General features: G+C 73.9%; 12 protein-coding genes. 5 read left to right on the plus strand and 7 right to left on the minus strand.

Annotated elements, in window-relative coordinates; translation table 11 throughout:
* Complete coding sequence (locus ACSBPG_RS00390; RefSeq protein ID WP_435535102.1) at nt 1–570, plus strand: DUF2249 domain-containing protein; 570 nt, start codon at nt 1–3, stop codon at nt 568–570.
* A 93-nt stretch (nt 571–663) separates the two neighbouring features.
* Here ACSBPG_RS00390 and ACSBPG_RS00395 read toward each other — a convergent pair whose 3' ends face one another.
* Entirely contained in the window at nt 664–4116 is a 3453-nt protein-coding gene (locus tag ACSBPG_RS00395; RefSeq protein WP_435535103.1) for an FAD-dependent oxidoreductase, read from the minus strand.
* A gap of 126 nt (nt 4117–4242) precedes the next feature.
* On the opposite strand from ACSBPG_RS00395, the gene ACSBPG_RS00400 reads away from it, so the two are divergent.
* Nucleotides 4243–5331, plus strand: coding sequence for a COX15/CtaA family protein (locus ACSBPG_RS00400; protein ID WP_435535104.1), 1089 nt, complete (start codon nt 4243–4245; stop codon nt 5329–5331).
* Nucleotides 5332–5363: 32 nt separating this feature from the next.
* Here the strand turns inward: ACSBPG_RS00400 and ACSBPG_RS00405 are convergent, their stop codons facing one another.
* From ACSBPG_RS00405 to pip, 6 genes are all read right to left on the minus strand, one after another.
* Nucleotides 5364–5747 carry a response regulator gene (locus ACSBPG_RS00405; protein WP_435535105.1) on the minus strand — a complete coding sequence of 128 codons (384 nt, stop codon included), beginning with the start codon at nt 5745–5747 and terminating at the stop codon, nt 5364–5366.
* Nucleotides 5748–5934: 187 nt separating this feature from the next.
* Nucleotides 5935–8343 (minus strand): phenylalanine--tRNA ligase subunit beta, encoded by a 2409-nt coding sequence (pheT, locus tag ACSBPG_RS00410; RefSeq protein ID WP_435535106.1) that lies wholly within the window; start codon nt 8341–8343, stop codon nt 5935–5937.
* Nucleotides 8344–8356: 13 nt separating this feature from the next.
* The gene (pheS, locus tag ACSBPG_RS00415; RefSeq protein ID WP_435535107.1) at nt 8357–9427 is read right to left on the minus strand and encodes a phenylalanine--tRNA ligase subunit alpha; all 1071 of its coding nucleotides are present in this window, start codon (nt 9425–9427) and stop codon (nt 8357–8359) included.
* 136 nt (nt 9428–9563) lie between these two features.
* The gene (gene rplT / locus ACSBPG_RS00420) at nt 9564–9932 is read right to left on the minus strand and encodes a 50S ribosomal protein L20 (protein ID WP_435535108.1); all 369 of its coding nucleotides are present in this window, start codon (nt 9930–9932) and stop codon (nt 9564–9566) included.
* 19 nt (nt 9933–9951) lie between these two features.
* Nucleotides 9952–10152, minus strand: coding sequence for a 50S ribosomal protein L35 (gene rpmI / locus ACSBPG_RS00425; RefSeq protein ID WP_435535109.1), 201 nt, complete (start codon nt 10150–10152; stop codon nt 9952–9954).
* 189 nt (nt 10153–10341) lie between these two features.
* A complete protein-coding gene (pip, locus tag ACSBPG_RS00430; protein ID WP_435535110.1) occupies nt 10342–11292 on the minus strand; it encodes a prolyl aminopeptidase in 951 nt (316 codons plus the stop codon).
* Nucleotides 11293–11458: 166 nt separating this feature from the next.
* Here pip and bufA2 point away from each other — a divergent pair, with 166 nt between their 5' ends.
* From bufA2 to ACSBPG_RS00445, 3 genes are read left to right on the plus strand one after another with little or no spacing between them, the layout of a single operon-like run.
* Nucleotides 11459–11731, plus strand: a complete 273-nt coding sequence (gene bufA2, locus ACSBPG_RS00435) for a BufA2 family periplasmic bufferin-type metallophore (RefSeq protein WP_435535111.1) — start codon at nt 11459–11461, stop codon at nt 11729–11731.
* A gap of 4 nt (nt 11732–11735) precedes the next feature.
* Nucleotides 11736–12581, plus strand: a complete 846-nt coding sequence (bufB, locus tag ACSBPG_RS00440; protein ID WP_435535112.1) for an MNIO family bufferin maturase — start codon at nt 11736–11738, stop codon at nt 12579–12581.
* Nucleotides 12578–13366: an HvfC/BufC family peptide modification chaperone gene (locus tag ACSBPG_RS00445; RefSeq protein ID WP_435535113.1), complete on the plus strand. Its 789-nt coding sequence runs from the start codon at nt 12578–12580 to the stop codon at nt 13364–13366. Before bufB ends, ACSBPG_RS00445 begins: the two co-directional genes overlap by 4 nt.
* Nucleotides 13367–13452 lie beyond the last annotated feature (86 nt).

The following is a 13452-nucleotide window of genomic DNA, read 5'->3' on the forward strand; positions in this document are numbered from 1 at the left end:
ATGCCCTCCGAGACCGACTGGTTCGCCCAAGCCGAACGCCGCGGCGGCCCGCCCCTGGACGTCCGCCCCCTGCTCGCCGGCGGCCAGGACCCCTTCGCCGCCGTCATGGACGCCGCCGCCGCGGTGGGACCCGGCGACTTCCTGGTCCTCGACGCCCCCTTCGACCCGGCGCCGCTGCGCCGGGTGCTGGCCGGCAAGGGCTTCACCTCGCTGGGCCGCCAGGTGGCGGCCGGCCACTGGCGCATCTGCTTCCGCCGCGACGGCGGGGACGGCGGGGACGGCGCCGGCGCCGGGAACGCCGCGCCGGCGGCGCCCGCCGCCCGCCTGCCCGGCGAGAGCTGGCGCGAGGGGCAGGTCACCCACATCGACCTGCGCGGCCTCGCCCCGCCGGGCCCGCTGACCGCCGTGCTCGGGCTGATCGACGGCGGCGAGGCGGAGATCATCATGGTCCACCACGACCGCGACCCCGCCCTGCTCTACGCCGAGCTGGAACCGCGGGGCTGGGAATGCGTCGCCCGGCAGCGGCACGGCGACGAGATCCGCCTGATCCTGCGGCGGATCGGGAGCTGAGCACGCTTGCCCGGATCGGGCCCCCAGGCCCGGCCCGGGCACTGTGCGGACGTCCTGCGCGGGCGTCCCTGCTTGGGCGTCGTCGAGGACGGCCTACCCCCTGACCCCCATGCGGCGCAGGCAGCGGTCGACCCACTGGGCGGTCAGCTTCTCCTGCACCGCGTTCTGCCGCAGGCGCTGGTTCAGGTTGGCGAAGTCGACCCGGTCCAGCGCCTGGTCCTGGTCGGCGCAGGAGAACACCACGGATTCCGCCCCCGTCGCCGGGTCGGTGTGGCGCTGCAGGCACTGGGCGCAGATCTCCTTCATCATGCACTGCATGGGGGAGTTGATGGAGCCGATGGCGACGTGGCCCGGCTTGAGGTGCGCCGCGAGCGGGCCGTGCCGGGCCGCCGTCACCGCCGCCATCATGCGGTCGGAGCCGATGACGATCAGGCGGTCGACCTCGCCGAGCGGGATGCCGGGATCGCCGAGCCGCCCCTCGGCGTGGTCCACCATGGCCTGGACGATGGTGCCGACGACGCTGGCGTCGCCCGGCCGGCCGGGTTCGAAGCCCGGCGCCTCGTCGCAGCACCAGACCACCCGGTCGGCGGCGGCCTCGATCTCCGCCACCTTGTAGCGGTCGCGCCGGGCCTTGTAGCCGGCGAAGTAGAGGACGCGGCAGCCCTGGGCCCGGCACGCCCGGCCGATGGAGAACAGCACCGCGTTGCCGAGGCCGCCGCCCACCAGGCACACCGTCCCGCCCCGCGGGATCTCGGTGGGCGCCCCCGTCGGCCCCATGACGACCACGGGATCGCCCGGCTTCAGCACGGCGCACAGGTCGGACGAGCCGCCCATCTCCAGCACGATCATCGACAGCAGGCCGCGCTCGGGATCGGCGTGGGCGCCGGTCAGCGCCAGCCCCTCCATGGCCATCGCCGTGCCGTCCACCCGCCGCGCCAGGGTCTCGTAGTTCTGCAGGCGGTAGAACTGGCCGGGCCGGAAGCGCCGGGCGGCGGCCGGCGCCTCGACCACCACCTCGACGATGGTCGGGGTGAGGCGCTCGACCGCGTGGACGCGCGGGCGCAGGTCGCGGTTGAGGGCGGCCACCAGCCGCTCCGGCGCCACCGCGGTGGGGGAGCGGCGCCCCAGCACCCGCGTCACCACGGGATAGCCGCGCTTGGCCCCGCCCATCGCCTTGACCACGTTGCCGGAGAAGGACGGGTGCAGGTCGCCGAAGAAGGAGAGGAAGCGGCCGTCGGGCGCGCGCGCCATCAGCACGTGCGCCGCCGCCGGCTTGGCCAAGCGCTCCGGCGTCACCGGACGGCCGTCCTCGTCGATGGCGCGGAAGGTGCGGCCGTCGAGCACCGCCCAGCCCGGCTCCTCGCGGGCCAGCACGGTGTTCGGCTGGGTGCCGGCGGCGACCAGCACGGTGCGCGCCGGCAGCCGCACGGCGTTGCCGCCCGGGCCGGAGAGCCGGACGGCGCAGGCCGCCCCGTCGCCGTCGGTCTCGACCTCCAGCGGCGTCACCCCCTCGACGAAGCGGATGCCCTCGGCGAGGCCGTGCGCCACCTCCTCGTGGTTGAGGGTGTAGGCCGGCGAGTCGACGAGGCGGCGGCGGTAGGCGATGGTGACGCCGCCCCACGCCCGCAGCAGGGCGGCGTGGTCCGCCCCGGGGGCGCGCAGCGCCCGGGCATGGGCGAGGAACTCGTCGGCCAGCGCCGCCTCCTCGGCCGTCCAGCGGGCGCGCACCGCGGCCTCGCCGCGCTCGGCCGCCAGCGCCTCGTAGCGCTCCAGGACCTTCGCCACCTGCACGGGGTAATAGGCGAGCGCCTCGGTGGCGGTGTCGATCGCGGTCAGGCCGCCGCCGATCACCACCACCGGCAGCCGCACCTGCAGGTTGGCGAGGCTGTCCGCCTTGGCGGCACCGGTGAGCTGCAGCGCCATCAGGAAGTCCGAGGCCTGGCGCACGCCGCGGGCCAGCCCGTTGGCCATCGGCACCACGGTGGGCCGGCCGGCGCCCATGCACAGCGCCACGTGGTCGAAGCCGCGCGCGAACGCCTCGTCGACGCCGAGCGTGCCGCCGAAGCGCACGCCGCCGATCACCGTCATGCGGTCGCGCCGCTCCAGCAGCAGCCGCACGATCTTGAGGAAGTTCTTGTCCCAGCGCACGGTGATGCCGTACTCGGCGACCCCGCCGAAGCCGGCCATGATCCGGTCGTCGAGACGGTCGTGCAGGTCGCGGACGTCGTGGACGGGGCGGAACGGCACGCGGGCGCCCGACGGCAGCGTTCCCGAGAGGTCGGCGGGCAGCGGCTCGATCTTCAGCCCGTCGATGCCGACCACGGTGTGGCCGTCGTTCATCAGGTGATGGGCCAGGGTGAACCCGGCCGGCCCCAGCCCGACCACCAGCACCTTGCAGCCGCTGTCCGGCCGCGGCAGCGGCCGCGCCACGTCGAGCGGGTTCCAGCGGGTGAGCAGCCCGTAGATCTCGAAGCCCCAGGGCAGCGCCAGCACGTCCTTGAGGATTCGCGTCTCGGCCTGCGGGATGTCGACGGGCTGCTGCTTCTGGTAGATGCAGGCCTTCATGCAGTCGTTGCAGATGCGGTGGCCGGTGGCGGCCAGCATCGGGTTGTCGACGACGGCGACCGCCAGCGCCGCCACCGGCAGGCCGCCGGCCTTCAGCGCGTGCATCTCCGAGATCTTCTCGTCGAGCGGGCAGCCGTGCAGGGCGACGCCGAAGCCGTTGCGCGCGTAGGCGCCGGTCTTGCGGTCGACCAGCCCGTGGGAGCAGGAGTCCTTGCCCTGGTTGTGGCACCAGATGCAGTAGTTGGCCTGGTCGAGGCAGCCGGCGAGGCCGGTTCCCGGGTCGGTCAACGCGAACCCGGCGCGCCGGCGCCGCCGGCCGGGCGGCGCCACGAAGGCGGACAGCCCCGGCGCCACCTCCTCGCTCTCCAGTGCCACGAGGTGGAGCGGGTCGGTCCGCTGCGGCAGCTGGAACAGCAGCCCGGCGCCGTGGCGGGCGCGCCCGGCCTCGGCGTGCAGGGCCCAGGCGGCGTAGCGCAGGGCCGTGTCGAGGCGCTCGGCGTTGGCCGTCTCGTCCGCCATCCAGGCGAGCACGGCGCGGGCGAAGGCCGGCTCGCTCGGCGGCTCGCCCAGCCACGCCTCCAGGCGCGCCGCCAGCGCGGCCCCGTCCAGCGCGGCGGCCTCCTCCGGCGCCAGCGCCTTGGCGGCACGGCGCTGCACGAACAGCCGCTTGGCGGTGTAGAGCGGGGCCAGCGCGTCCTGGGCGGCGCGCAGCCCGTCCAGCGCGGCGCCGACGCCGAACAGGGCGGCGAGGAAGTCCTCCAGGTGCGGCGCGAGCGCCGCCAGCAGGTCGCCCAGCGCCTTGGCGTCGAGCGCCGTCGGCGCGGCGCGGGCCGCGGCGAGGCGCTCGGCCAGCCCCGGATCGTCCCGCCCGAGGCACTCCAGGAACCGCGCGTCGAGCCGCAGCAGGCCGTCGCGCCGGTAGAGATCGGCGAATTCCAGACCGAACCCGAGCACGAGATCCTTCATGGCCGCCCCGACCATCGTCCCATCCCTCACCCGACGACTGTAGCACCGCGACGGCGGCGGCCGGTGCGGGGATTTGACGCTGGGCCCGCGATCCCCCATGTTGCGGGGGTACCCCTCCCGTTCGCCCGGACCCCGCCGACCGTGACCGCCCTCGCCGAGACCGCTCCCGCCCGCGCCGTCCCCTCGCCGCGCCCCGTCGCCCTGTGGCTGCTCGCCTGCTGCGCCATGGTGTTCGCCATGGCGGTGATCGGCGCCATCACCCGCCTCACCGAGTCCGGCCTGTCGATGGTCGAGTGGAAGCCGCTGATCGGCATCCTGCCGCCGCTGTCGGAGGCGGAATGGAACCGCGTCTTCGGCCTCTACCAGGCGACGCCGGAATACCGCATCTACAACGCCTGGATGGACCTCGACGGGTTCAAGCGGATCTTCTTCTGGGAATGGTTCCACCGCCTGTGGGGCCAGCTCATCGGCTTCGTCTTCCTCATCGGCTTCGTGGTCTTCCAGGCGCTGGGGGCGGTGCCGCGCGACACCAGGCCGAAGCTGTGGGGCCTGTTCGCGCTGGGCGGGCTGCAGGGGGTGATCGGCTGGTACATGGTGATGAGCGGTCTGGTCGACCGTCCCGACGTCAGCCACTACCGGCTGGCGCTGCACCTGTCGGTGGCGATCCTCATCTACGCGCTGATGCTGCGGGTGGCGCTCGGCCTGCTCGACCCCGCCCCGCTGTCGGGGTGGCGCAACGACACGGCGCCTCTGCGCCGGCACGCCCGGATCGCCCTCGCCATGGTCGGCGTCACCATCGTCTGGGGGGCGTTCGTCGCCGGCATCGACGCCGGCCGCGCCTACAACACCTTCCCCACCATGGAGGGCGCCTGGATCCCGCCGGAGATCGCCAACCTGGAGCCGTGGTGGCTGAACCCGTTCGAGAACACCGCGGCGGTGCAGTTCATCCACCGCTGGCTCGCCCTGGCCACGGCGGCGGTGGTGCTGGCGCTGGCCGCGCGGGTGCGCGCCGCCGCCCTGCCCGGCCGCGCCGGCGGGGTCGCCGGCCTGCTCGGCCTGATGGTGCTGGCCCAGGTCGGCCTCGGCATCGCCACCCTGCTGAGCGTGGTGTGGATTCCCGTGGCGGCGGCGCACCAGGCCGGCGCCCTGCTGGTGGTCACCCTGCTGGTGTGGCTGCTGCACGAGCTGCAGCCGCTGGAAGCGCGCCGGGCACGGGCCCGCCGCGCCTAAAGAGTGGTGTCGGCCGCGGGGCGCCGCGCCCGTCAGCCGATCATCTCCTCCAGCGCGCTGCGCAGGGCGGTGGGCAGCACCGGCTTGTGCAGCAGCCGGTAGCCGCCGGCGGCGGCCTCGTCCTGGCGCTCCGGCGCGGTGTCGCCCGTCAGCACGATGGCCGGCACGCGGGCGCCGCAGTGGCTGCGCACCATCTCCACCGCTTCCCCGCCGGTGTGGCCGCCCGGCAGGAAATGGTCGGCGAGCACCAGCGCCGGCGTCGCGCCGAGGTCGCCGAGGCGGCCCTGCAGATCGCCCACCGACTGGGCGGTGAACACATCGTAGCCCCAGGTCTCCAGGATCATCCCGAGTCCTTCGACGATCGACGGGTCGTCGTCGACGACGACGATCAGGCCTCCGGTTTCCGGGTTGCCCATGATGTCCCCCAATCCGTAAGGGTTATCCGCCGCCGTACCATGAACGGGGCCGCTGCGGTCGGTGTGGAGGGTGCGCGAAAATGCGAAGACGGGAGTCCGCTTTAGCGGATGCGGAGTTGCCGGCTCAATCCGTCCTTACGGCATATGCGGCGGACGGCGGGGGCGCCGGGGCCCCCGCCGCGGGGCGTCACGCCCGCAAGGTGCCGCCGGTGGCCTTGGCGACCGCGGCGACGATCTTGCCGCCGACCTCCTCGATGTCCTTGTCGGTGAGGGTGCGGTCGACCGGCTGCAGGGTGACGGTGATGGCCACGGACTTGCGGCCGTCCTCCACGCCCGGCCCCTGGTAGACGTCGAACACGCCGACCTCGCGGACCAGCGCCTTGTCCGCCCCCTTGGCGGCGCGGACGATGCGGTCGGCCTCGACGCCGGCGTCGACCAGGAAGGCGAAGTCGCGCTCCAGCGGCTGGAAGGCCGAGAGCTGCAGGAGCGGCTTGGCGGTGCCGCCCTTCCTCTTGGGCAGCGGCACGGCGTCGAGGAGCACCTCGAAGCCGACCACCGGCCCCTTGACGCCGAGCGCGTCGAGCACCGCCGGGTGCAGCTCGCCGAAGCGGCCGAGCACCGTCGGCCCCAGGCGCAGCGTGCCGGAGCGGCCGGGATGGTACCAGTCCGGCGCGTCGGTGGTGACCTGCAGATTGCCGGCCGGCGCGCCGGCCGCCTCCAGCACCGCCAGCGCGTCGGCCTTGGCGTCGTAGACGTCGACGGCCCGGGTCGGCCCGCTCCAGTGGCGCGGCGCCGCGTTGCCGCTGCGGATGCCGGCGGCCACCGTGTCCTGGCCGGCGGGCGTGGCGTCGCGGTAGGCGGGGCCCACCTCGAACAGGGCGGCGTCGGCGAAGCCGCGGTCGGCGTTGCGCCCGGCCGCCTGGATCAGGTTGGGCAGGATGCTGGGCCGCATGACGTCGAGGTCGGCGCTGATGGGGTTGAGCAGGCGCAGGCCCGGGTCGCGCCCGCCGAACCGCTCGGCCACGGCCCCGGACAGGAACGACCAGGTCACCGCCTCGCTCATGCCGCGCGCCGCCAGGGTGCGCTTGGCCAGGCCGACGCGGCGCTGGGCCGGGGTCAGCGCCGGCTTGGGCACGACGCCGACCCGCTCCATCGGCGTCGCCGGGATGGCGTCGAAGCCGTGCACGCGCAGCACCTCCTCGACCAGGTCGGCCTCGCCGTGGATGTCCTGGCGCCAGGAGGGGATGGCGACCGACAGGGTGCCGTCCTCGGCCTCGCGCAGGCCGCAGCCCAGCGCCGCCAGGATGCGCGTCTGGGCGTCGCGCGGCAGATCGACGCCGCCCAGGTGCCGCACCCGCGACGGCCGGAAGCGCACCGCGCGCTGCCAGTCCGGTTCGGCCCCGGCGACGACCAGCTCGGACGGCTCGCCGCCGCAGAGCTCCAGGATCAGGCGGGTGGCGCGCTCCATGCCGGGGAACACGGCCGCGGGATCGACGCCGCGCTCGAAGCGGTAGCGGGCGTCGGACTCGACGCCGAGGCGCCGGCCGGTGGCGGCGATGCGCACCGGGTCGAACAGCGCCGCTTCCACGAAGACGTCGGTGGTCGTCTCGGTGCAGCCCGTGGATTCGCCGCCGACGATGCCGCCCAGCCCCAGCGGGCCCGTGTGGTCGGCGATGACGACCATCTCCGGATCGAGGGTGTAGTCCTTGTCGTTCAGGGCCCTGAACGCCTCGCCGGGGCGGCCCATGCGGACGAGGATCCCGCGATCCACCTTGGCGGCGTCGAAGACGTGCAGCGGACGGGCGGCGTCGAAGGTGAGATAGTTGGTGATGTCGACCAGCGCCGAGATGGGGCGCAGGCCGATGGCCGTCAGCTTGTCCTGCAGCCATTTCGGCGAGGGGCCGTTGCGCACGCCGCGGATGAGGCGGCCGACGAACAGCGGGCAGGCCTCGGGCACCTCGATGGCGACCGACAGCGGGCTGGGGAAGCGGCCCGGCACCGGGGTGGCGTCGAGCAGCCCCTCCTCCAGCGGCTTCAGCCGGCCGAGCCCGGCGGCGGCGAGGTCGCGGGCGATGCCGCGCACGCCGGCGCAGTCGGCGCGGTCGGGGGTCAGCGCCACGTCGATGACGGGGTCGCCGAGCCCGGCGTACTCGGCGAACGGCGCGCCGACGGGGGCGTCGGCCGGCAGGTCGACGATGCCCTCGTGGTCGTCGGAGAGCTGCAGCTCGCGCTCCGAGCACATCATGCCGTTGGACTCGACGCCGCGGATGACGCCCTTCTTCAGGGTCAGGTCGGCGCCGGGCACGTAGGTGCCCACGGGGGCGAACACCCCCTTCATGCCGGCGCGCGCGTTGGGCGCGCCGCACACCACCTGGACGGTCGCGGTCCCGGTGTCGACGGTGAGCACGCGCAGCTTGTCGGCGTCGGGATGCTTCTCGGCGCTGACGACGCGGGCGACGACGAAGGGGGCCAGCGCCCGCGCGCGGTCCTCGACCCCCTCGACCTCGAGGCCGAGCATGGTCAGCCGCTCGACGATCGTGTCGAGGGAGGCGTCGGTCTCCAGGTGGTCCTTCAGCCAGGACAGCGTGAACTTCATGGAACCGGCTCCTTCAGCGGGTCAGGCCTTGCGCGGGCGAGGGAACGTCGAGGGGCACGAAGCCGTAGTGCTTCAGCCACCGCAGGTCCGCTTCGAAGAAGGTGCGCAGGTCGGGGATGCCGTACTTCAGCATGGCGATGCGCTCGATCCCCATGCCGAAGGCGAAGCCCTGGTAGCGGCTGCTGTCGATGCCGCAGGCCTCCAGCACGTTGGGATGGACCATGCCGCAGCCGAGGATCTCCAGCCAGTCGCCGTAGTTGCCGAGCTTCAGTTCGCCGCCCTTGCGCGAGCAGCCGATGTCGACCTCGGCCGACGGCTCGGTGAAGGGGAAGAAGCTGGGGCGAAAGCGCAGCGGCAGGTCGTCGACGTCGAAGAAGGCGCGGCAGAAGTCGACCAGGCAGCCCTTGAGGTGGCCCATGTGGGTGGACTCGTCGATGACCAGCCCCTCCACCTGGTGGAACATGGGCGTGTGGGTCATGTCGTAGTCGGAGCGGTAGGTGCGGCCGGGCGCGATGATGCGGATCGGCGGCTTGGCGTTGAGCATGGTGCGCACCTGCACCGGGCTGGTGTGGGTGCGCAGCAGCATGCGCGCGCCGTCGGCGCGGTCGGGCAGGTAGAAGGTGTCGTGCATGTCCCGCGCCGGGTGGCCGGGCGGGAAGTTGAGGGCGGTGAAGTTGTGGAAGTCGTCCTCGATGTCCGGCCCCTCGGCCACCGCGAAGCCCATCTCGGCGAAGATGGCGACCAGCTCGTCGACGGTCTGGCTGATGGGATGGATGCGGCCCTGGGTCTCCGGGCGCACCGGCAGGGTGACGTCGACCCGCTCGGCCTCCAGCCGGGCGGCGAGGTGGGCGGCCTGGAGGCCGGCCTTGCGGGCGTCGATGGCGGCGGCGATCTCGTCCTTCAACGCGTTCAGCGCGGCACCGCGCGCGCGCCGCTCGTCGGGGGAGAGGCCGCCCAGTTCCTTCATCAGGCCGGTGACGCGGCCCTTCTTGCCCAGCGCGGCGACCCGGACCTCCTCCAGCGCGGCCAGATCGGGCGCCTCGTTCACCAGGGTCAGCAGTTCGTTCTTCAGGGCATCCGGCATGGTGTTCGTCGCTCCGCTGGCCGGGGTCGGCTCCCCGGCTGCCGATGGAAAGGGCCCGACGCGAAAAGGGAGCCGATCCGCGAGGACCGGCTCCCTTGGACTGTCAGGCGTGCGGACCCGGCCGTGGTGGCGCGGATCAGGCGGCCTTCGCGCTGAGAGCGGCCTGGGCGCGGTCGACCAGGGCCTTGAAGGCGTCCGGCTCGCGCGCGGCGATGTCGGCCAGCACCTTGCGGTCCATCTCGATGCCGGCGAGCTTGATGCCGTTGATGAAGCGCGAATAGGTCAGGCCGTGCTGGCGCACGCCGGCGTTGATGCGCTGGATCCACAGGCCGCGGAAGTCGCGCTTCCGGTTGCGGCGGTCGCGGTAGGCGTACTGCAGCGCCTTCTCGACCTTCTCGATGGCGATGCGGAAGCAGGTGGAGTTGCGGCCGCGGTAGCCCTTGGCCAGCTTCAGGATCTTGCGGTGACGGGCGTGGGTGGTGACGCCCCGCTTGACACGAGCCATGGTTCAGTTCTCCTCGAAATCAGGCGTTGCGCAGCCAGTTCTTCAGCACGATGCGACCATCCGGCTCCGCCAGGGTCATCATGCCGCGGGCCTGGCGCTTCATCTTCGAGGATTTCTGCTGCAGGCAGTGGCGCTTGTAGGCGGCGGCGGCGCGCACCTTGCCGGTCCCCGTCACCTTGAAGCGCTTCTTCGCGCCGCTCTTGGTCTTCAGCTTGGGCATTTTCGTCCTCACGTCAGGGGTCGATACGGGGCGGGTGGGCATGCCCCGGGCACACGGCCCGGCCTCGCCGCCCGTCGGAGCGTGGGGTTATACGCGCCCCCCGAGCCCAAGGCAAGCGGCCCGTTGGCCGGCCGCCCGCGCCGCGCGTATACGCCCCATGCCCCCGGAGACCGCCGCCATGCGCCCCGCCTACCGCAGGTCCTTGAAGCGCTCCGTCGCCTGCACCAGGGCGGCACGGATTCCGGGTTCCATGGCGGAGTGGCCGGCGTCGGGGACGATGCGGTAGTCGGCCTCGGGCCAGGCGCGGCGCAGCTCGTCGGCCGAGACGATGGGGCAGACCACGTCGTAGCGCCCCTGGACGATCACCGCCGGCAGATGGCGGATGCGGTGGACGTCGCGCAGCAGCCGGTCCTCGGGCGTGAAGCGGTTGGCGCGGAAATAGTGCGCCTCGATGCGCGCCAGCCCCAGCGCATGGTTGTCCTCGCCCGACGCGGCGATCAGGTCGGGCGACGGCAGCAGCGACGAGCAGGCGCCCTCGTACATGCTCCACGACCGCGCCGCCGCCATGCGCACGCCGCGGTCGGGGGAGTCGAGGCGGCGCCAGTAGGCCTCCAGCAGATCGCTGCGCTCGGCTTCCGGAATGAGGTTGGCGAACGACGACCACGCCTCCGGGAAGATCACGCGCATGTGATAGAGGAACCAGTCGATCTCGGCGCGGCGCATCAGGAAGATGCCGCGCAGGATCAGGCCGAGGCAGCGGTTGGGGTGGGCCTGGGCGTAGGCCAGCGCCAGGGTCGAGCCCCAGGAGCCGCCGAACAGCAGCCAGCGGTCGACGCCGAGATGGCGGCGCAGCGCCTCGATGTCGTCGATCAGCAGGTCGGTGGTGTTGCGCCGGACCTCGCCCAGCGGCGTCGACCGCCCGGCGCCGCGCTGGTCGAACACGACGATGCGGTAATGCTGCGGGTCGAAGAAGCGGCGGTGGGTGGGCGACGCCCCGGCCCCGGGGCCGCCGTGCAGGAACACCACCGGCACGCCGTGCCGGTTGCCGCACTGCTCCCAGTGGATCGTGTGCAGGTCGTCCACGGCGAGCCGGCCGGTCTCGAACGGCTCGATGGGCGGGAAGAGCTCGGTGCGCGGCATGCGGACGGTCCTGGTGGTGGGGCGGGAAGTGTAAGGGCGTCCGGCGCCCGCCGCCAAGCCTCGGCGCAACGTCTCCTTCACCGCGACATCATCGACATGTGAACACCGCTTGATCGGAAAGGAGATTACCCTGCCGCCATCGCAATCCGAAACGGGAGGGTTCGTCATGTCCCACATCGCCAAGCCGTCGGGCGTCGTCGTGGCCGCCGCCGCGGCCGCCCTGTTCGCCGCCGGCGCCGCCGTCTCGCTGGCCGGCTCGCCCGCCGCGGCCGCCGACGGCGTCAAGTGCGTCGGCGCCAATTCCTGCAAGGGCCACTCCGAGTGCAAGTCGGCCATGAACGAGTGCAAGGGCCTGAACTCCTGCAAGGGGCACGGCTGGATCACCACCAAGAGCGCCGCCGACTGCACCAAGGCCGGCGGCACCGTGCAGTCGAGCTGAGGCGATGACGCGGGCGCGGACGGAAGCGGCGGTGCGGGGCTTCGGCCTCGGCCTGCGGCCGGCCCATTACGAGGCCATCGCCGCGACGCGCCCGCGCGTCGACTGGTTCGAGGCGCTGACCGAGAACTATCTCGGCCCCGGCGGGTCGCCGCTGCGCTGGCTGGAGCGCATCCGCGCCGACTGGCCGGTGGTGCTGCACGGCGTCGCCCTCGACGTCGGCGGCGCCGATCCCCTGGACATGGCCTATCTGCGGGCGGTGCGCGCCCTCGCCGACCGCATCGCGCCGGCCTGGATCTCGGACCATCTCTGCTGGACCGCCGCCGGCGGCACGCCGCTGCACGACCTCTACCCGCTGCCCCACACCGAGGAGGCGGTGGCCCACGTCGCCGAGCGGGTGGCCCGGGTGCAGGACGCGCTGGGCCGCCGCATCCTGCTGGAGAACGTCTCCAGCTATCTCGACTGGCGGGCCTCGGCGATGCCGGAGTGGGCGTTCCTGGCGGCGGTGGCGGAGCGCGCCGACTGCCTGATCCTGCTGGACGTCAACAACGTCTTCGTCAGCGCCTGGAATCACGGCTTCGACCCGCAGGCCTATCTCGCCGGCGTGCCCGCCGCGCGGGTGGCGCAGATCCACCTCGCCGGCCACAGCGACGCCGGACCGCTGCGCATCGACACCCACGACCGGCCGGTCATCGACCCGGTCTGGGATCTCTACGCCGCCGCGGTGCGGCGCTTCGGCGCGGTGCCGACGATGATCGAACGCGACGACGCCATTCCCCCCCTGGAGGAGCTGGTGGCCGAGCTGGACCGCGCCCGGTCCGTCGCCGCCCGGGCCCTGGAGACCGCGGCGTGACCGGCCTGGCCGACGCGCAGGCGCGGCTCGGCGCTTGGCTCCTCGGGCGCGGGGACGCGCCCGCCGACCTGGTCGCGTCCGGCGCCGGCGCCGGCGCCGATGCCGCGTCGCGGCTGGCGGTCTACCGCGACGCCCACGGGCTGCGGCTCGTCGCCGCGCTGCGCGAGAACCACCCCGTCGTCCACACGGTGCTGGGCGACGCGGCGTTCGCCGAGCTGGGCCGCGCCTACGCCGCCGCCTGCCCGTCGCGCGATCCCTCCATCCGCTGGTTCGGCGACCGCCTCGCCGGCTTCCTCGCCGACCACCCGGCGTGGGCCGGCCATCCCTGGCTGGCCGAGCTGGCGGCCTTCGAATGGGCGCTCGGCGCCGCCTTCGACGGGCCGGACGCGGTGCCGGCGGATGCCGCGGCGGTGGCCGCGGTGCCGCCCGGGGCGTGGGCCGGGCTGCGCTTCGAGCCGCTGGCGACGGCGCGGCTGCTGACCCTGCGCTGGAGCGTCGTCGCGACCTGGCGGGCGGTGCAGGCCGGCGACGCCGCGCCGCCGCGCCCCCACCGCCTGGACGCGCCGGTGACGTGGGCGGTGTGGCGCCCGGCGGAGCGGACGCTCTACCGCTCCCTGGAGGAGGACGAGGGCGAGGCGCTGGCGGCGCTGGCCGCGGGCGCGCCCTTCGGCGCCCTGTGCGACCGGCTGGCCGAGCGCCACGGCCCCGAGGCGGCGGCCGGCCGGGCCGCCGGCCTGCTCGGGCGTTGGCTGGCCGAGGGGCTGATCGGCGCGGTGCGCCGCTGAGGACCGATCGGCGCGGTGCGCCGCTGAGGACCGATCGGCGCGGTGCGCCGCTGAGGACCGATCGGCGCGGTGCGCCGCTGGGGGCC

Source organism: Azospirillum sp. ST 5-10, from assembly GCF_051225715.1.
GTDB lineage: Bacteria > Pseudomonadota > Alphaproteobacteria > Azospirillales > Azospirillaceae > Azospirillum.

Coding starts and splice junctions, on each gene's coding strand:
- ACSBPG_RS00390 (WP_435535102.1), top strand. CDS start 1: ATGCCCTCCGAGACCGACTGGTTCGCCCAAGCCGAACGCCGCGGCGGC.
- ACSBPG_RS00395 (WP_435535103.1), bottom strand. CDS start 4,116: ATGGTCGGGGCGGCCATGAAGGATCTCGTGCTCGGGTTCGGTCTGGAA.
- ACSBPG_RS00405 (WP_435535105.1), bottom strand. CDS start 5,747: ATGGGCAACCCGGAAACCGGAGGCCTGATCGTCGTCGTCGACGACGAC.
- pheT (WP_435535106.1), bottom strand. CDS start 8,343: ATGAAGTTCACGCTGTCCTGGCTGAAGGACCACCTGGAGACCGACGCC.
- pheS (WP_435535107.1), bottom strand. CDS start 9,427: ATGCCGGATGCCCTGAAGAACGAACTGCTGACCCTGGTGAACGAGGCG.
- rplT (WP_435535108.1), bottom strand. CDS start 9,932: ATGGCTCGTGTCAAGCGGGGCGTCACCACCCACGCCCGTCACCGCAAG.
- rpmI (WP_435535109.1), bottom strand. CDS start 10,152: ATGCCCAAGCTGAAGACCAAGAGCGGCGCGAAGAAGCGCTTCAAGGTG.
- pip (WP_435535110.1), bottom strand. CDS start 11,292: ATGCCGCGCACCGAGCTCTTCCCGCCCATCGAGCCGTTCGAGACCGGC.
- bufA2 (WP_435535111.1), top strand. CDS start 11,459: ATGTCCCACATCGCCAAGCCGTCGGGCGTCGTCGTGGCCGCCGCCGCG.
- bufB (WP_435535112.1), top strand. CDS start 11,736: ATGACGCGGGCGCGGACGGAAGCGGCGGTGCGGGGCTTCGGCCTCGGC.